We start from the raw sequence: 18,210 nt of genomic DNA on the forward strand, positions 1-18,210 counted from the left end.
CTGGTCACGGGTGTTCCGGGTCCACGACTGGCGTTCGGAGCGTCCGTGTGGAGGACGGGACTAGAAGTACTCCGCGAGTCTGTCCGCGGCTTCCTCGACCCGGGGCGTCACGAGCGCGAACCGGAGCCAGTCGGCCCGGGATTCCCCGAACGCGCTCCCCGGCATGCCGGCGACGCCCGCCTCGTCGATCAGCCGCTCGACGTTCTCCGTCGTCCCCGGGAACCCCTCGAAACGCGCCATCGCGTAGAACGCCCCGTCGGGAGCCGTGTACTCCGCGCCGGCGGCGTCGAGCGCGTCCGTGAACGTCTCGACGCGTGCCTCGAGCGTCCGACGGCTCCGGTCGTGATACTCCTGCTCCGTGGTCCGTAACGCGTGGAGCACGGCGTACTGTGACGGTCGGGGCCCCGCCGTGGTCGTGAGCATGTGTCGGTCGCGGGCGTCGTCGGCGACTTCGGTGGAGGGGAACACCCCGTATCCGACGCGAAAGCCCGTGATGGCGAACGTCTTCGAGAACGATTTGGTGACGATCACGTCCTCCGAGTCGGACTCCAGCGCGCTCGCGAACCGCCCGGAGAAGTCGAACTGGTCGTACACCTCGTCGCTCACGAGGAGGAAGTCGCGCTCCTCGGCGAGGTCGACGAGCCCCCGCATGGTCTCCTCCTCGTAGACCGCCCCCGTCGGGTTGTTCGGCGTGTTCACGACCATCAGCGCCGTCTCCTCGGTCACGTGCTCGCGGACGACCTCGGGGTCGAGCGTCCCGTCGCGCTCGGCGGGGACGTACCGGACCGTGCCGCCGAGCATCTTCACCTTGCCCGGGTAGTAGGGATACACCGGGTCGACCAGCAGTGCCTCGCTCCCGGGCCAGCCTTCGAGCCCGAGGGCCATCGCGAGGTAGTTGGCCTCGCCGCCGCCGACGGTGATCACGATCCGGCCCACGTCGACCCCGTGGCGGTCGGCGACCGCCTCCCGGAGTTCGGTCAGCCCCTCGGTCGGGGGGTACTGGAAGTCCGCACCGCCGAGGTCGGCGTACTCGTGGAGTCCCTCGGCGATACCCTCCGGGGAGCCCCAGTCGGGGTCCCCGCTCACCATGTCGATGACGTCGTGCTCCGCGTCTCGCGCGTAGGCCATCAGGTCGAAGAACGCCGGCGCGTCGTACTCCATGACCCGTCTCTCAGAGGGGTGGAACGTCGCTCTTTCGCCTCCCGGCCCGAGCGCGGGCCGGGCCGCCGGCCATCCGAGAACTCAAACCCCTCGTCCACGAAGCCGTCGCCGATGAGCGAATCGACAGGTGACCCATGATCCTGGACGTCACGGAAGCCAGCGAGCGGTGTGACACCGTCCTCACCGAGGTCGAACGGGCGGTCGTCGCCGACCGGTCGTTCCTCGAGACCGTCCTCCTCGGGGTGCTCGCCCGGGGGCACGTCCTCCTGGAGGACGTCCCGGGGACGGGCAAGACCCTCACCGCGCGGAGCATCGCCACCGCGCTCGGGCTCTCCTTCTCTCGCGTGCAGTTCACGCCCGACCTCCTCCCCTCGGACGTCACGGGGACGCACGTCTTCGACGAGCGCGACCGCACGTTCGAGTTCAGCGAGGGGCCGATCTTCGCCAACGTCGTCCTCGCCGACGAGATCAACCGTGCGCCGCCGAAGACCCAGAGCGCACTCCTCGAGGCGATGGAGGAACGGCAGGTGACGACCGACGGCGAGACGCGCGAACTCCCCTCGCCGTTCTTCGTCATCGCGACGCAGAACCCCGTCGAGCAGGAGGGGACCTTCTCGTTGCCGGAGGCGCAGGTCGACCGCTTCGCCGTGAAGGCCAGCATGGGCTACCCCAGCTACGAGGGGGAGGCCGAGCTCCTCTACCGCCGCGCGGACCGCGACTCGCGGAGCCCGACCGTCGAGCCGGTGCTCTCGACCGAGGAGGTGCGGGAGCTCCAGCGGGTCCCCGAGACCGTGCGAGTGGACGACGACCTGATCCACTACGTGCTCGAGATCTGTCGGGCGACGCGCGAGGACCCACGGGTCGCCGTCGGCGTCTCGCCCCGCGGCACCCAGCGGCTCTTCGAGACCGCCCGGGCACGGGCGGTCATCGAGGGCCGGGAGTACGTCACACCCGACCACGTGAAGACGGTCGCCCGGCCGGTCCTCGCACACCGGCTCGTGCTGACGGCCGACGCCCGGGTCAACGGCGTCGAGAAGTCCGCCGTCGTCGACGGGGTCCTCGGACGGATCGAGGTCCCGACGCTCGACTAGGAGAGCGCCTCGACCAGCAGGACGGCCGCGAGCGCGAGGAGGACGAGGGCCACGACGGGCTGTCCGCCGGTCGCGGTCCGGTAGAGGCCGAAGCCGACCCCGGCCACGACCGTCCCGACGACGGCGCTCGCGACCAGGTGGACCGCCTCCGCGCGTACGGTGTCGGCGTCACGGCCGAGCTGGCGGCCGACGCTGATCGCGTTGCCGCCGGCGTCCCACGCCAGGACGGCGAACGCCACGCCGGCCAGGACCGGGAGGACGGGCGCGCCCTGCGAGCCCGCGAGGATCGCGCCGCCGAACAGGCAGAACGCGCCGGCGCTGACGGCTCCAGCGGCCCCCCGGGCCAGGCCGACGACGAGCAACAGGAATCCGAGCGTCCCGGCGGCGAGCGCGGGCCAGGAGTAGAGCCCGCCCGCCGCGAGCGCGACGAGTCCCGCTCCCGCCGACGCCCAGCGACTGAGCCCCGCCGGCGAGCGGTCGACCGGCCTCACCGCGACCACCGCTCGTCGTACCCGGCGAGCGCCTCGTCGACCGTCCGGTCCGCCGGCCAGTCGATCACGCTCACCCCGGCGCTCCGGAGGGTCGACATCCGGAGTGCCCGTGCGACACGCGAGAGCCGATGGCTGGCCGCCCAATCGGCGGTCGGGTCGGGGCTGAGCACCGTGACCGGGTAGCCGTACTCCTCGAAGCGCCGCGCGATCAGGCTACCGTGATCGTCACAGAGTGGCGTGAGGAAGACGACCTGCGTGGCCGGGGAGAGCCGCTTGCGGAGCTGCCGGAGCCACCTGGTCGGTGCCGCGCGACCGTCGCCGGGGACGGGCGAGAGTGCGGGATGGGTCGCCAGCAGCTCGCGTGCCTCGACCTGGTGGTCCACGCCGGAGCCCGGCGGGAGCCAGCATTCCTCGGGGCTCAGGGCGGTGATCCCCACCCGGTCGCCCGAGTCGACGAGCGTGGCGAAGAGACGTCCGGCCGCCTCGACCGAGCGGTCGACCGCGTGCGGCGCGTACGGCTCCGGGGAGACGTACGCCCTCGCCCTCGCGTCGACGGCGAGGAGGACCGTGGCTGAGCGCTCCTCGCGGAACTCGACGGTCGTGAGCTTCCCCGTGCGGGCGCGTCGGTTCCAGTCGATCCGGCTCAGCGCGTCCCCGCGCCGGTAGTCGCGGGTGGCGTAGAACTCGACGCCCTCGCCGCCGCTCGGCGTCTCGACCCGACCCACGTACCGGGTGGCCCGATCCCGCAGGGGGACCGGTTCGGTCAGCGGGCGGAGCGGAGGGACGCAGGTCAGCGTGGCCTCGGCCGGGAGCAGTCGTTCCTGCTCGGTCGTCCCGGGGAGGTCGCGCGCCACGAGGAGCGTCGGGCCGAAGGTGTGGACCCCGCGGCGGGCCGTGACCGCGTACGAGAACGTCGCGGTCTCGTCCGCCCGGAGCGCCGTCCCGAGCCGCGGCGAGCCGTCCGCGACCGCGAGCGCCTCGGGGACCCCGTCGACGAGCCGGAGGTCGGTCAGGGGCCGGTCCGTCTCGTTCGTGACGGTCACCGTCACCTCGACCTCCTCGCCGGGCTCCGGTCGATCGGTCCCGAGCGATCGGTCGACGGAGACGCTTCCGGGCTGGAGGGCCGACGAGCGGGCGTAGGCCGCGAAGCCGACGCCGAGCACCCCCGCGAGCAGTACGGCGGGCTCGCCGACGAGGAGGCCGACGCCGACTCCCACGAGCGCGACGACGCTCACCCCCCGCCAGCGTCCCGTCGGATGCGACGCCCGCGAGAGGACGCCTCCGAGCGCGTCGCCGTCCGGCCCGGGGACCGTCGTCCGAGTGACCTCGTGGCCGGCGTCCGCACGGGGCGTCCCGTGGCGAGGAGCGTCGTCCGTCGACTCCTCGTCAGTGTGGGGTGTTACGCCGGCCACTGCGGCGATCGCTTCGACGGCGTGTCCAACTCCCCGCTCGGTCGGGGACTCCCGTCGGAACCAGCTTCTGACCCGGCTCCGGACTGGGAGGGTCGGTGCGCTCTCGCCCCCGAGGAAGGCGGCGGCGACGAGGTCGTCGGTCCACGTCCCCGACTCGATCGCCGCCTCCGCGTCGGCCTCGGAGTAGACGTCGTAGCGGGTGAGGACCGCGACCGCGGCCGATCGGAGCCCCTCCCGGAGCCGACTCCGGCCGAAGTAGATCCCCCCGGTGTCGAGGAACCGTTCCAGCTCGGTGTCGAGGTCCTCACCGGGTGGCGGTGTCGCGGTCGGGAGTTCGGGATCCGGGGTCTCCGCCTCGTCCAGCTCGGCGTGCCGCCGGCCCTGGACGACGCGTAGCGCCTCGACGAGGGCCAGGCCGCCGATGCCCCAGACGAGTATTCGGCCCGGGTCGAACGCTACGAGCCCCGGGACGGCGATCGCGGCGAGACCGGCACCCAGCGTGACGACGCCGAGGAGCGCCGCGAGACGGCGGTAGTTCACGAGTCCTCCCCCGCGTAGCGGTCCTCGATCCGGCGGAAGACGGCGATCGCCTGCCGTTCGTGTTCATCGGACGGCTGCGTCTCGCCGTACCGGACGTCCTCGAAGAGGCGAGTGAGTTCCGCGACGTCCTCGCGGCCGAGTCCGGCTTCGACGGCCGCGTCGGCGAACTCCCCGGGGGTGCTCGTTCGGGGATCCTCGACGTCCAGCAGCTCGGTCATCTCGCGCCACGTCCGGTACACCTCGTTGACGCCCTCGGTCTCCGCTTCCAGACGGTCGGCCGCTCGCCCCGCCGCCCGGCCGAGGGCCGCGGCCTCCGCGCCTCCGTCGATCGACCCCTCGTCCGTCGCTTCCTCCTCCTCGGCCGTCGTCCTCGTCCTGACGAGCGCGACGACGGCACCCAGGAGCGCGAGACCGAGGACGAACAGCAGTACCGTCGACGGGGGGGACGGCCGGATCGTCTCGGCCGGTTCGCCGCCGCCACCACCTCCGAAGATGCTGCCGTTCCCGGGCTCCAGCGACGATGGCCGCCCCGGCATGGATGGGGGGGAGAGGAACTGGAAGAGGAGGAACGCCAGCAGGATCAGTACGGTGACGGTCACGAGGACCGCGACGGTCCGCCGCCAGTGGACGAACGCGTACACGATGACCGCGAGCGCGACGACGACCGTCAGAACCATGAGGAGCTCGGAGAGGAACGGGACCTGGACGGTCTCGGCGGGCGACGGGCCGGAGCGTGGGACGGGCAACAGTCCACCGCTCCCCTCGCCGCCGACCCCGTCCGGACCACTCCCCTGGGGACCCTCGGGGACGACCGTCGAATCGAGCGTGGCCGCGGCGAGCGCGACCGCGAGCACGGCGAGCGAGGCGAGTACCCCGGCCCGGGTCGACTCCCTCATCGCCGGGACGGTCGAGGAGGGGAGACCGACGCGTCCTCGACCGCGACGGACGGCTCCACGTCTCCCTCGCCGTGTGATGGTTCCGTGACGGTTCCTGGGGTCCCTCTCAATACGACGGCCTCGTCCGTTGAATGTCTGGTCAACGGCAAGAAGCTTGCTACCTCGGCAGCCGGGCGACCGTCCGTCCGGACGACGGCGGATCGGGAGCACGACCCGATGTCTTCGCCACACTCCACTCGTCCCGCGACGGAGCCGCGCCCTCCTCCCCCGAGCGCCTCCGTGTCGGATCACTTCCCATCGGGACCCGGCCCGCTCCGCTCCGAAGCGGAGGACGTTTATTCGACGGGACCGGGGCTCGCCCAGTGGATCACCGAGAGGACGAGCGCGTACAGAAGGGGGCGCTGGCCACCGCCGCCGCGACGAACAAGGCGGCGGTCATCCTCATGGCCACGGCGATGGCCATCTACGTCGGTCGGCGGGGGTCGCCGCTCGCGGTCGGGCTCGTCTACACCGTCTTCTGGTTCGGGTCGATGGTGTTCTCGCCGGTGTGGGGGGCCGTCGCCGACATCACCGGGCGGCGTCGGGCGGTCCTGTTCGGGACGGCGGTGCTGGCGACCGTCACGGCGCTCCCGCTGGTCGTGGTGCGGAGCGTCTGGGGGATGCTCGCGTTCCGGGGTGCGTTCGCCGTCTTCGCGGTCGGGTTCCTGCCCGTGATCCTCGCGATCGTGAGCGAGCGCGGGGGGTCCACGTCCAGGGGGCAGGAACTGGGCTTTTTCAACACGGCGCGGGCCCTGGGGCTGACCGCCGGGCAGCTGTTCGCCGGGGTCCTCCTCGGCCTGCTCGCGCCGCCCGAACTGTTCCTCGTGGTGGTCGTGGTGTCCGCCACCGTCGCGGTCGCCGCCCTCCTCGTCGACGACCCGACGTCGACGCCGGCGACCACCCCGACGTTCCGCGAACTCTCCGCCGAAGTCAGGGGACGGCTGATCCCGACGGCCGGCGAGCGGAGCCTCTCGACGCACGGCCTCCGGTGGCTGTACCTGGGCGTACTGCTTCGGAACACCACGGTGCTCGGCATCGGGAGCCTCCTGCCGGTCTACCTGGTCTCGCGGCTGGGTGCCTCGGAGTTCCTGATGGGCGTCCTGCTCGCGGTCAACCCGGCCGCACAGATGGCGTTCATGTACCTGCTCGGGCTGGCCGCCGACAGGGTCGGTCGGAAGCCCCTCATCGTCGGCGGCCTGGCCGGGAGCGGCCTCCACGGGCTCGTGATGGCCGGTGCCGTCCTCCCCGGATCGATGGTCGCCCGCGCGTCGGTGGCCGCGCTCTCCTTCCTGCTCCTCGCGGCGTCGTGGTCGGCGCTGTTCACGGGCTCGGTCGCGTTCATCGGTGACGTCGCCGCCCCGGAGCGGCGGTCCGAACTCATGGGGCTGCGGGAGACCGCCCGCGGGGTCGGCGGCGTCGTCGGCCCGACGCTGTTCGGCCTGCTCGCGACGTTCGCGGGCTACCCCCTGACGTTCGCCGGGGGGAGCCTGCTCGCGCTCCTCGCCGCGGGAGTGGCGGCAGCGGGCGTGGCCGAGAGTCACCACACCGGAGCGGCCGTCCCGATCCTGGGCGACGACTGACCGCCTCGGGACGAACGGGGCCCGCCGGACGCTACACCCCAGTCCCGTCCGGAGCCCCCGCCGCTGGATCAGGGGTGCCGGATCGAGAGTGGGCGCGGGAACTGCCGAGAACGCCGTAGTAGCGGCTCCGAACCCGATAACGGACGGGTTCGAAACAGCCCGATCCGCTACGGGCTGGCAGGGATCCGAACGGAGCCGCTCCGCTCTCTGGTCGCTCGTGGCAGGGTTCAAATCCCTTCGTAGCGTTTTCACTGCTCACTTCGCTCGCAGGAAAACGGGCTGGAAGGGATTTGAACCCCTGACCGTCTGGTTAAGAGCCAGACGCTCTGCCTAACTGAGCTACCAGCCCTCGCGAGAGGCTACAGGTGAGCGATTGAAATAGGTTGCGTTCCGTCGGTCGCGTGTGGCGATTTGCCGGGGCTCACGCCCCCGCTTCGTCCAGTAGTCCTCCCGTCCCGACACACCCGAACGGGCGGGCGGGGAGCGCCCCCGGGTCGGCCAGGGTTATCCCGTCGGGGGTCGACGGTCGAGCATGAACAGCGTCAGGCAGATCTGGACGACTCCCGAGGGTTCCGAACCGATGGAGTCCGTCGAGTCGATCCGTGCGGTGGAGGGCGGCCTGGAGGGCGATCGCTACCTCACCGGCGAGGGGTACTACTCGCCGTTCGACGTCTGCGAGGTGACGTTCGTCGACTGGGGGTCCCTCACCGAGATACGCGAGCTGACCGGTATCGACCTCACCGACGGTCGGCACCGCCGGAACGTCGTCCTCGAGGGCGTCGAGGTCCACGACCTGCTGGACGCGCGGTTCCGCGTCGGCGAGGCGGTCTTCGAGGGCACCCGCCCCCGACCGCCATGCGCCCACGTCGAGGAGGTCGCAGACGAGGAGGGGGTCACCCGCGCGCTCTCGCAGGGACGCGGGGGCATCTGTGCCGACGTGGTGAGCCCCGGGGAGTTCGGTGTCGGCGACTCCGTCGAGGTGCTGGGGTCGACCGAGGCCGACTGGGACGGGCTCGCGTCCGCGATGGGGGAGCGAGCGGAGCGGTGAGCGGAACGCGGGAGAACGACACGCTTTTCGGCCGCCTGCGGGTAGCCTGTGGCGCGCGCGGGTAGCCAAGCCAGGAAACGGCGCAGCGCTTAGGACGCTGTCCCGTAGGGGTCCGCCGGTTCAAATCCGGTCCCGCGCACTGAGCGAACGAAGTGAGCGAAGGAGAAGGCCGGATTTGCGGCCCAGAGAACGAGCGAAGCGAGTTCTCGCGGTTCAAATCCGGTCCCGCGCACTGAGTGAACGAACTGAGCGAGGGAGCAGGTACGGTTTGAACCCTATCGCAAGCGAAGCGAGCGATTCCGGTTCAAATCCGGTCCCGCGCATTTCTGTCGCGAGCGGACGTGAACGGCGAGGTCGTACCGTGGGATTCGAATGGTGCCCCACCTCGTTGCATCGAACGAACGCGCGAGCCGGGGGTCCATACGGGTCCGAGGCCCCTTTCTGTCACACCACACCGTCCCGAGCGGATCGCCACGGCGACGACGGTCGCCGCACGAACGGAGCATCGGGCCGCCTTGCACTAACAAGGCGAACCCGCTTACCTCGGCGGGTCCCACTCCGGGACATGAGTGACGAGACGACGATAGAGGACGGCGAGACGGTGTATACCGAGGGCGGAGAGGCGTTGGGAATCGTCACCGGCGCGACGACCGACGGGTTCACCGTCTCCGTCAACGAGGAGGTCGAGTACCGTTCGGAGACGGTGGAGAGCACGACCGGTGCGAGCAGCGAGACCGGGGAGGAGATTGAGGCCGAGGAGCACGACCCCGGACAGGAGTTCGGCGAGGGGTACATCATGTGGCGCTGTGAGAACTGCGGCGAGATGGGCGAGCTCGACGACGGGCTGCCCGAGGAGTGTCCGAACTGTGGGTCCGACGAGGTCATCAAGTGGAAGGAGGACTGATCCCGGTGAGCGAAGAGCCGACGGTCCGATCGGCCGAGCCCGACGAGGCCGCCCGTATCCGCGAGGTCGCACGGAGTTCGATGACCACCTCGTACGCGCTGAGCCCCGACGATATCGAGGGGATCGTCGAGGAGGAGTTCGGCGAGGACGTGCTGCGAGAGGAGATCGAGACGGCGGAGATCGGCCCGTTCGTGGCCGAGGTCGACGGCGTTGTCGCGGGGTTCGTCGACGTCGCGAGCGACGAGAGCCTGTCGAGGATCCGGTGGCTGCACGTCGACCCCGAACGCCGTGGTCAGGGCGTCGGGACGGCCCTGTTCGAGCGTGCCCTCTCGGAGATCGAGGACCACGGCGGCGCCCCCCGGGCGATCACCCTCTCGTCGAACACGGGCTCGGGCGCGTTCTTCGAGCACCTGGAGTTCGAGCGGGTGGAGGAACGCGAGACCGAGGTCGCGGGCGTCGACGAGGTCGAGTACGTGTACGCGGAGGCGGGCACCGGGGAGTCCGCGGACTCGGGATCGGCGACGTCCGACGAAGCGGAGGGCGACGCGGAGTCCACTCCAGACATCGAGGACGTGGACCTCCCCGAGGAGATCGAGGCGGGCGAGGACGACGACCGGACCGTCTACCCCGGCGAGGAGCTGATCGAGGGGGCAGAGGGCCCGTTCGTGGCCACGTACACCGACGACGCCCGAACCGAGGAGTACGGATACTACTGTCTCAACTGCGGGTCGACGGAGGTGGCCATGGACAGCATGGACCGAATCCAGTGTGAGAACTGCGGGAACTCCTTCCAGCCGGGCGAGACGTACGACGCGTCGTACCTGTAACCCGCCGTCGTCGGCCCTGCTATCTCTTTCTCTCTCTCTCACGTACTCCCTACATCGATCGAACGGTGGACCGCTCGGCCGCCGAGCACGCGTCGGGGGGATCGAGCGGGGGCCGTCCGTCTGGGTTCCCCCGGGCTCGTCGGTTACTCGACCGTTCCGGTCGCCTCCCGGATCCGGTCGACGAACCGCTCGGTCCCATCGGAGTGATACCAGCCGTCCTCCTCCGCCTGTGACTGTAGCTCGTCCGCGAACGAGCGGGCCTCGTCCGGTTCGAGCCGTATCTCCCGCCGTCGTCCACTCGCAGGGTGACGCTGCCGGCGTCCTCGTTCTCCTCGACGGAGACCTGTTCGGCGTTGCGCTCCTCCTTCTCCAGTTCGCGCCGGAGTCCGTGGATGTCGTCGCTCATCGCATCTCAGCGGTGCGCCCTCGTGCGGTATAAGATATCTGCGCGCCACCGAAAGGTCCGGACGCCGGCCCACTCACGGTCGGTGACTCGGAACGGGAGTACCTCGTCACGCGCGGGAACGCTCACCCCGCTCCGGCGACCATCGGGAGTCACGAACTATTTATCCCTGGGCTCCAAAGACCGTAATAACCGAGCATCGGTCGCCCCCGGACTGCGGCGCGGGCGACCGGCGACGTCGGCGGGAGACGGCCCCCGGGGCTCGTTCGGGCCTCGCGGGTTCCGACCGCCGACTCGGGGACGGCGGTGCCGTCCCCGGAGCCCCCACCTCGCCACCGGCGAGTGTTGGCCCAACGCCGGCCGTCCGCGAGCGCCGCGAGGGCGACCCCGGACTCGGACCCAACCATGGAAATCGAAATCGCGACAATCGGCGGCTACGAGGAGGTCGGTCGGCAGATGACGGCGGTGCGGGCGGGCGAAGACGTGGTCATCTTCGACATGGGGCTGAACCTGTCGAAGGTCCTCATCCACGACAACGTCGAGACCGAGCGGATGCACAGCCTGGACCTGATCGACATGGGCGCGATCCCGGACGACCGGGTCATGTCCGACATCGAGGGGGACGTCCAGGCCATCGTGCCGACCCACGGCCACCTCGACCACATCGGTGCAATCTCGAAGCTCGCCCACCGGTACAACGCGCCGGTCGTGGCGACGCCGTTCACCATCGAACTGGTCAAACAGCAGATCCAGTCCGAGGAGAAGTTCGGCGTCAACAACGACCTGATCAAGATGGAGCCGGGCGAGACGACGGAGATCGGCGACTCCGGGAACGTCCAGATGGAGTTCGTCAACGTCACCCACTCGATCATCGACGCCATCAACCCCGTCCTCCACACCCCCGAGGGGGCCATCGTCTACGGGCTGGACAAGCGGATGGACCACACGCCCGTGCTGGGCGACCCCATCGACATGGAGCGGTTCAGGGAGATCGGCCGCGAGGGCAACGGCGTCCTCGCGTACATCGAGGACTGCACGAACGCGGGCAAGAAGGGTCGGACCCCCTCGGAGGCCGTCGCCCGTCGCCACCTGAAGGACGTGCTGACCTCCATCGAGGACTACGACGGCGGCATCGTCGCCACGACGTTCTCCTCACACATCGCCCGCGTGAAGTCGCTCGTGGAGTTCGCCCGCGAGATCGGTCGACAGCCCGTCCTGCTCGGCCGGTCGATGGAGAAGTATTCGGGTACTGCGGAGCGGCTCGGCTTCGTCGACTTCCCGGGTGATCTCGGGATGTACGGCCACCGCAAGTCCGTCGACCGCACGTTCAAGCGCATCATGAACGAGGGCAAGGAGGACTACCTGCCGGTCGTCACGGGCCACCAGGGCGAGCCGCGCGCGATGCTCACCCGGATGGGCCGCGGCGAGACCCCCTACGAGCTCGACGAGGGCGACAAGGTCGTCTTCTCCGCGCGGGTCATCCCCGAGCCCACCAACGAGGGCCAGCGCTACCAGTCCGAGAAGCTGCTGGGGATGCAGGGTGCGCGCATCTACGACGACATCCACGTCTCCGGCCACCTGAACAGCGAGGGCCACTACGCGATGCTCGATGCGCTCGAACCCCAGCACATCATCCCGGCACACCAGGACATGAAGGGGTTCTCGCCGTACGTCGACCTCGCGGCGCGCAAGGGCTACCAGCTCGGGCGCGACATCCACGTCTCGCGCAACGGGAACGTCATGCAGCTGGTCGACTGACGACCCCGAACCGGCTCCGGTGGACCGTTCTTTCGGCATCCGTCGAGGAGCCGCGGCCATCGCGCCGAAGGCCGAACCACTCCCGGGAAACGCGGCATCGAAAGCGGCTCCCCTGCATCGGGGACACGACGGCCCGCCGGTTTCGGGTGGTCGGGCGACGTGGGGGCCGAACCCACGGGCCTTTTGTCGTCTCGGGCCACAGGCCCGGTGATGACCGAAGACGTACGCGAGCGCGTCGACGAGGCGATACTCGCCCGGCGCGAGCGCGTGAACGAGGGGATACGGGAACAGCTCCCGGTCCGTCACCCCGAACGGCTCTACGAGGCCTCGCGCTACCTGCTCGACGCCGGGGGCAAGCGGCTCCGACCGACCGTCCTCCTGCTGGCCGCCGAGGGCGTGACGGACACGGCCCCGCTCTCGACCGACTACCGGTCGTTCCCCGACCTCGACGGCGAGCCGGTGGACGTGCTCTCGGCGGCGGTGAGCATCGAGACCATCCAGTCGTTCACGCTCATCCACGACGACATCATGGACGACGACGACATGCGCCGGGGGGTGCCGTCGGTCCATCGGGAGTTCGACCTCGAAACCGCCATCCTGGCGGGTGATACGCTCTACTCGAAGGCGTTCGAGGTGATGCTCGAGACGGACGCGCCCGCCGACCGATCCGTCCGGGCGCTCTCGACGCTTGCGAGGACCTGTACGAGCATCTGCGAGGGGCAGGCGCTCGACGTCGAGTTCGAGCACGGGGCCGACGTGACCGTCGAGGAGTACCTGGAGATGATCGAGTGGAAGACGGCCGTCCTCTACGCCGCGGCGGCGTCCATCCCGGCGATACTGCTCGGTGCCGACGAGGCGACCGTCGAAGCCCTCTCACAGTACGGCCGCGACGTCGGCCGCGCGTTCCAGATACAGGACGACCTGCTCGACCTCACCACGCCCTCCGAGGAGCTGGGCAAGACCCGCGGGTCCGACCTCGTCGAGGGCAAGCGCACGCTCATCTCGCTCCACGCCCGGGAGCAGGGCGTCGACGTCGACTCGCTGGTCGACGCCGACTCGGTCGAGACGGTCGACGAGGCGGCCATCGACGCCGCGGTGGAGGAACTCCGCGAGACCGGCAGCATCGAGTTCGCACGGCGGACCGCCGCGGATCTCATCGAGGACGGCAAGCGACAGCTCGACACTCTCCCGGAGGGCGAGTCGGTCGAACTCCTCCGGGGCATCGCCGACTACCTCGTCGAACGGACCTACTGATCCCCGGGGTCGCGGATCCACCGTCCGCGCTCCGTCGGCTGTTACGTCGTCGCTTCGACACCGAGCCGTCGCCCGTGATGCTGTCCGCCGGAACGCGTGCGAACGCCGCCGTACCGCGTCGAACGCGCCTCGATAGGATCTCTGAGGGTCCTGCGGCGGACTGATAGCTATTGTCAGTACGAGTTTATACCCTCGGCCAACGTTCAGGGGGCGGTGAACGATATGAGTACCACTGACGTCACTGACGGAGCGGTCGCGTCCACTCACAGCAGCGAGTCCGGCCTCGACGAGAACGTCGCGGGGGCCCTCTCGTACCTGCTCGGGGCAATCACGGGTGTGATCTTCCTCGTGATCGAGAAGGAGAACGCGTTCGTACGCTACCACGCCGCACAGAGCGTCGTCCTCTCGGTGGCCGCGTTCCTCGTCTACGTCGTCCTGAGCGTGATCAGCACGGTCATCACGGCGGTGCTGTTCGCGGGCGGTGGGAGCCTCCTGTTCGGGCTGCTCTCGCTCCTCATGACGCTGCTCTGGCTCGCAGTCACGCTCGTCGCGTTCGGTGCCTGGATCTACCTCATGTTCCGGGCCTACCGGGGCGAGACCGTCCGGATCCCGGTCCTCGCCGGCTTCGCGGACCGGATCGCCTGATCCGGCGTCGACCTGTTCTCGACCTGTTTCCGTTCCGCCCTGGGCTCCCGTTTCGGCCTGATTTTCGTCCCGTCGTCGTCCGTTCCCCGACCGGAGGCGACACCGCGGCCGTGCGGTCGTCCGGTCGCCCCGCCGGACCGATACAGGCTTTTCATCCGTGACGCCGAACCCCACTCATGGCCGACAGCCCAGCCGAGCCGATCACCGTCTACTCGGATTACGTCTGTCCGTTCTGTTACCTCGGACGCGAGTCGCTCTCGCGGTACCAGGAGTCCCGCGAGGAGGACCTGGAGATCGACTGGCACCCGTTCGATCTCCGGAGCGGGAAGCGCAACCCCGACGGGAGCATCGACCACTCGGTCGACGACGGGAAGGACGACGACTACTACGAACAGGCGAAGGAGAACGTCCGCCGGCTCCAGGAGCGCTACGACGCCGAGATGGAGCTCGACCTCGCCACGGAGGTCGACTCGCTCCCCGCACAGGTCGTCTCCTACCACCTGAAGGGGACCCACCCCTACGGGACGTGGCTCGCGTTCGACGAGGCGGTGTTCGACGCCCTCTGGACCGAGGGACGCGATATCGGCGATTCGGACGTACTGGAGGAGCTCGCCGAGGCGGCCGGGGTCGACCGCGGGGTCGTCGAGGAGGCCCTCGCGGACGACGACCTCCGCGAGCGCGTGCGGGAACGGTTCTCCGAGGCCAAGCGGCAGGGCGTCACCGGCGTCCCGACGTTCGTCTACGAGGGATACGCGGCACGCGGCGCGGTCCCCCCCGAGCAGCTCGAACGCCTCGTCGAGGGCTCCGGGTGAACGCGGGCCGGCGACGGCTTCTCGGGGTCGCCGCCGGTGCGGTGAGTCTCGGGCTCTCCGGCTGCTCGGAGTCCGGTGGGTTGTCGACCGACGGGCGGGGTACCCGAACGACGCCCTCTCCCCCCGCGTCGCGGCCGGGAACACCGTCACCGGCGAACGACTACCGGTACACCTCGCTGACGCCCGGCGGGAACCGCGTCGTCGACGGGTCGGTCGACCTCGAGTCCGTGGAGCCGGTCGACGTCCCGCTCGACGGTGACCCGCGATGGATCCTCGCCCGACCGGAACCCGACGGCTCCGGCGGCGAGTGGGTCGTCGTGACCGGAACGAGCGTGGTCTCGGCGGTCCGGTCCCGCCGCAAGGAGACACGGGAGATCGACGTCGAGCCAGCGACGGTCGACCCGGAGACGCCGCCGGTCCTCGGAACTGCGGGGCGGCCGGTGCTCCTCGCCACACCCGAGGAGGCATCGACGCTGACCCACCCGCTCCCGCTAGGGTCGGACGGACTGCTCTACGTGCGGCCCGACGGTACCGTCGTCCGGGAGCGATCGGGGTCGCGCTCGATCCTCGACGTCGACGCGCTCCCCGACGCCCGACCGCGGATCGTCGACGATGACCGGGTCGCGTTGCTCGCCGGCGCGACCGACCGCTACGACCACGGTGCGCTCGGCGACGGGATCGAGGGCGGTCGGCTGGTCGTCCTCGATACGACGGGCCCGGAACTCCGGGTGACGGGCGGGGTGGAGTTCCGGGGGACGGTCGCCGAGGGGCTCGCGCCGCTGGTCGCGGGTGAGGGTGCCACGATCCACGTCACCGAGAGCGACGCCGGGAGCGGCGCTCGGCAGGTTGCGTACGCACCGACCGGCACGCGCCTCGCCGCTGGCCCGTCAGTCGGACAGGGGTTCCGCTGGCGACACCAGCTCTGTCTCGCCCCGTTCGCTCCCGATGGGATTCCCGAACTCGCCGTCGTCCGGACGCCTCACATCGGCGGGACGGTCGAGTTCTACCGCCGCGAGGGGTCCGAACTGATGATCGAGGCGACCGAATCCGGCGTCTCCTCGCACGCGCTCGGCTCCCGCGTCCTTGACGGAGGGTTCGCGGCGGACGTCGACGCCGACGGCCGGCCCGAACTGGTCGTGCCCGACGACGCCCGGACGTCGCTGGTGGTCGTCTCGCGGACGGAAGACGGGGCCACCACGACGGCCCGCGTTCCGGTCGGCGGGCGCGTCACGTCGAACCTCCACGCCGTCCACACGGCTGAGGGGCTCCAGGTCGGCGTGGGCAGACCGGGCGCGCTCAGGGTATGGGCGTGACCGTTCCGGGGGTATCGTCCAGGTGAGGACCAGCGTCAGGAGCACGACCAGTACCGACAGGAGGAGCAACAGCCCCTTCTGGATCAACATCCCACGGCCGGCGTCGACTCTCACGTGCGGATAGCGGGGTCGAGACGACGTAAACCGGGGCGAGCGGTTTCGCTCCCCGAGAAGCGCTCCGCGTCGAATCAGGGGGGTTTTGCCCCGGGGTGACCTCGGCCCACGCATGGACGAGGACCTCCACGAACGGGTCGAGCGGGCGGCCGAGACGGCCGCGCTGTTCAACGCGCTCAAGCACGACAGCGACGCGCAGGTCGGTGCGGTGATGGGGCCGCTGATGGGCGAGAACCCCGCGTTCCGCGAGCACGGCGACGAGGTTCCGGGCGTCGTCGCCCCCGTGGTCGAGCGGGTGAACGGCCTCTCGGCCGCCGAGAAACGGGCACGCCTCGAGGAGCTCGACCCGGAGGCCGCCGCCGAACTCGACGCCGAGGACGAGGCCGAGGAGCAGGTCCTCCCGGACCTGCCGAACGCCGAGGAGGGCGAGGTCCGGATGCGCCTCGCGCCGAACCCGAACGGGCCGTGGCACCTCGGCAACGCACGGATGCCCGCGGTCATCGGGACGTACAAGGACCTCTACGACGGGTGGATGCTCTGCCGGTTCGACGACACCGACCCGGAGACCAAGCGCCCGGACCTCGACGCCTACGACGCCATCCTCGACGCCATCGGGTACCTCGGGTTCGAACCGGACGAGGTGGTCCGGGCGAGCGATCGGCTGGAGACCTACTACGACCACGCCCGCGAGCTGATCGAACTGGGGGGGGCCTACACCTGCTCGTGTCCGGCCGAGGAGTTCCGGTCGCTGAAGGCCGACGCCGAGGCCTGCCCGCACCGCGACAAGGGTGTGGAGGAGTCGTTCGCGGAGTTCGAGTCGATGGTTGCGGGGGATCTCGAATCCGGTGAGATGGTCCTGCGGGTGCGGACGGAGATCGAACACCCCAACCCCGCGCTCCGTGACTGGGTGGCGTTCCGCGTGGTCGACACGCCACACCCCCGCGAGGAGGCCGCCGACTACCGCTGCTGGCCGATGCTCGACTTCCAGTCGGCCGTCGACGACCACCTGTTCGACGTGACCCACATCATCCGCGGGATCGACCTCCAGGACTCCGCGAAGCGACAGGGGTTCCTCTACGACTACTTCGGCTGGGAGTACCCCGAGGTGGTCCACTGGGGCCGGGTGCAGGTCGACGCCTACGACGTTCCCCTCTCTACCTCCTCGATCAAGGAACTGATCGAGTCGGGCGACCTCGACGGCTGGGACGACCCGCGCGCGCCGACGCTCGCCTCGCTCCGACGCCGGGGTGTCCGGGGGCAGGCGGTCGTCGACGCGATGACCGAACTCGGGGTCTCCACCTCGAACGTCGACCTCGCGATGTCCTCGGTGTACGCCGCCAACCGCGAACTGATCGACGACGGGAGCGACCGGGCGTTCCTCGTCCGCGACGGAGTTCGAGTACTCGTCTCGGGCGGGCCGGCCACCGCCGAGCCGCCCGTCCACCCCGACCACGAGGACCGGGGTACTCGAACGATTCCGGTCGGTGAGGCCGTGCTCGTCGAACCCGACGACCTCCCCGCCGAGGGCGAACGGGTCTGGCTGAAGGGGTACGGGCCCGTCCGGTACGAGGAGGGGGCGTTCGCGTACACGGACGACGACATCGACGCCGTCCGCGAGGAGGGCGTCGACGTGGTCCACTGGGTCCCCGCCGAGGCGTCGGTTCCGGTCCGGATACGGACGATGCAGGGAGACGTCTCCGGACGTGCCGAGCCCGGCGTCCGAGGGTACGACCCCGACGACGTGCTCCAGTTCGAGCGGGTCGGGTTCGTGCGCATCGACCGCGTCCCGGAGGGTGAGGCGGATCCCGTGACGACCTACTTCACCCACCCCTGAGCGTCCCCCGCTCGCGGGACCCGCCCGCCGCGCCGGGTCTGCCCGATCGGGGAGTCCGGGACGCGGGCCGTCGAGGGGTGGATTCATC

General features: G+C 70.3%; 15 protein-coding genes and 2 tRNA genes. 12 read left to right on the forward strand and 5 right to left on the reverse strand.

What is annotated here, in order from left to right; genetic code table 11:
* Positions 1-60: 60 nt before the first annotated feature.
* Positions 61-1,161: a pyridoxal phosphate-dependent aminotransferase gene (locus tag WDJ58_RS13415; protein ID WP_338913777.1), complete on the reverse strand. Its 1,101-nt coding sequence runs from the start codon at positions 1,159-1,161 to the stop codon at positions 61-63.
* 140 nt (positions 1,162-1,301) lie between these two features.
* Here WDJ58_RS13415 and WDJ58_RS13420 point away from each other — a divergent pair, with 140 nt between their 5' ends.
* Entirely contained in the window at positions 1,302-2,252 is a 951-nt protein-coding gene (locus tag WDJ58_RS13420; RefSeq protein ID WP_338917854.1) for an AAA family ATPase, read from the forward strand.
* Here the strand turns inward: WDJ58_RS13420 and WDJ58_RS13425 are convergent.
* Genes WDJ58_RS13425 through WDJ58_RS13435 form a run of 3 tightly spaced genes read right to left on the reverse strand, consistent with a single transcriptional unit; the run spans position 2,249 to position 5,591 of the window.
* Positions 2,249-2,743: a DUF7519 family protein gene (locus WDJ58_RS13425; RefSeq protein WP_338913778.1), complete on the reverse strand. Its 495-nt coding sequence runs from the start codon at positions 2,741-2,743 to the stop codon at positions 2,249-2,251. The two genes, WDJ58_RS13420 and WDJ58_RS13425, sit on opposite strands and share 4 nt — an antisense overlap.
* A complete protein-coding gene (locus tag WDJ58_RS13430) occupies positions 2,740-4,695 on the reverse strand; it encodes a DUF58 domain-containing protein (protein ID WP_338913779.1) in 1,956 nt (651 codons plus the stop codon). Before WDJ58_RS13430 ends, WDJ58_RS13425 begins: the two co-directional genes overlap by 4 nt.
* On the reverse strand, positions 4,692-5,591 hold the full coding sequence (locus tag WDJ58_RS13435) for a DUF4129 domain-containing protein (protein ID WP_338913780.1): 900 nt from the start codon (positions 5,589-5,591) through the stop codon (positions 4,692-4,694). The genes WDJ58_RS13430 and WDJ58_RS13435 overlap by 4 nt, the downstream gene beginning before the upstream one ends.
* Positions 5,592-5,953: 362 nt before the next feature.
* Here WDJ58_RS13435 and WDJ58_RS13440 point away from each other — a divergent pair, with 362 nt between their 5' ends.
* Complete coding sequence (locus WDJ58_RS13440; RefSeq protein ID WP_338913781.1) at positions 5,954-7,210, forward strand: MFS transporter; 1,257 nt, start codon at positions 5,954-5,956, stop codon at positions 7,208-7,210.
* 275 nt (positions 7,211-7,485) lie between these two features.
* On the opposite strand, the gene WDJ58_RS13445 is transcribed toward WDJ58_RS13440, so the two are convergent.
* Positions 7,486-7,559: transfer RNA gene (locus WDJ58_RS13445), tRNA-Lys, on the reverse strand.
* A gap of 183 nt (positions 7,560-7,742) precedes the next feature.
* On the opposite strand from WDJ58_RS13445, the gene WDJ58_RS13450 reads away from it, so the two are divergent.
* The 10 genes from WDJ58_RS13450 (at position 7,743) to WDJ58_RS13495 (ending at position 18,122) form a co-directional block, all read left to right on the forward strand.
* Entirely contained in the window at positions 7,743-8,258 is a 516-nt protein-coding gene (locus WDJ58_RS13450) for an MOSC domain-containing protein (RefSeq protein ID WP_338913782.1), read from the forward strand.
* Between the two features lie 55 nt (positions 8,259-8,313).
* Positions 8,314-8,397: transfer RNA gene (locus WDJ58_RS13455), tRNA-Leu, on the forward strand.
* A gap of 426 nt (positions 8,398-8,823) precedes the next feature.
* Entirely contained in the window at positions 8,824-9,162 is a 339-nt protein-coding gene (locus WDJ58_RS13460) for a DUF7130 family rubredoxin-like protein (RefSeq protein WP_338913783.1), read from the forward strand.
* A gap of 5 nt (positions 9,163-9,167) precedes the next feature.
* Complete coding sequence (locus WDJ58_RS13465; RefSeq protein WP_338913784.1) at positions 9,168-9,989, forward strand: GNAT family N-acetyltransferase; 822 nt, start codon at positions 9,168-9,170, stop codon at positions 9,987-9,989.
* Between the two features lie 808 nt (positions 9,990-10,797).
* On the forward strand, positions 10,798-12,150 hold the full coding sequence (locus WDJ58_RS13470; RefSeq protein WP_338913785.1) for a ribonuclease J: 1,353 nt from the start codon (positions 10,798-10,800) through the stop codon (positions 12,148-12,150).
* Positions 12,151-12,360: 210 nt separating this feature from the next.
* On the forward strand, positions 12,361-13,404 hold the full coding sequence (gene idsA3, locus WDJ58_RS13475) for a geranylfarnesyl diphosphate synthase (RefSeq protein ID WP_338913786.1): 1,044 nt from the start codon (positions 12,361-12,363) through the stop codon (positions 13,402-13,404).
* Positions 13,405-13,626: 222 nt separating this feature from the next.
* On the forward strand, positions 13,627-14,049 hold the full coding sequence (locus WDJ58_RS13480) for a DUF4870 domain-containing protein (protein ID WP_338913787.1): 423 nt from the start codon (positions 13,627-13,629) through the stop codon (positions 14,047-14,049).
* 176 nt (positions 14,050-14,225) lie between these two features.
* Entirely contained in the window at positions 14,226-14,861 is a 636-nt protein-coding gene (locus tag WDJ58_RS13485; RefSeq protein WP_338913788.1) for a DsbA family oxidoreductase, read from the forward strand.
* Positions 14,858-16,174 (forward strand): hypothetical protein, encoded by a 1,317-nt coding sequence (locus tag WDJ58_RS13490; RefSeq protein ID WP_338913789.1) that lies wholly within the window; start codon positions 14,858-14,860, stop codon positions 16,172-16,174. The genes WDJ58_RS13485 and WDJ58_RS13490 overlap by 4 nt, the downstream gene beginning before the upstream one ends.
* 226 nt (positions 16,175-16,400) lie before the next feature.
* Positions 16,401-18,122, forward strand: a complete 1,722-nt coding sequence (locus WDJ58_RS13495; protein ID WP_338913790.1) for a glutamate--tRNA ligase — start codon at positions 16,401-16,403, stop codon at positions 18,120-18,122.
* The last annotated feature ends 88 nt before the right edge of the window (positions 18,123-18,210 follow it).

Source organism: Salinirubellus litoreus (assembly GCF_037335815.1).
In the GTDB taxonomy this organism is placed as follows: Archaea; Halobacteriota; Halobacteria; order Halobacteriales; family Haloarculaceae; genus Salinirubellus; species Salinirubellus litoreus.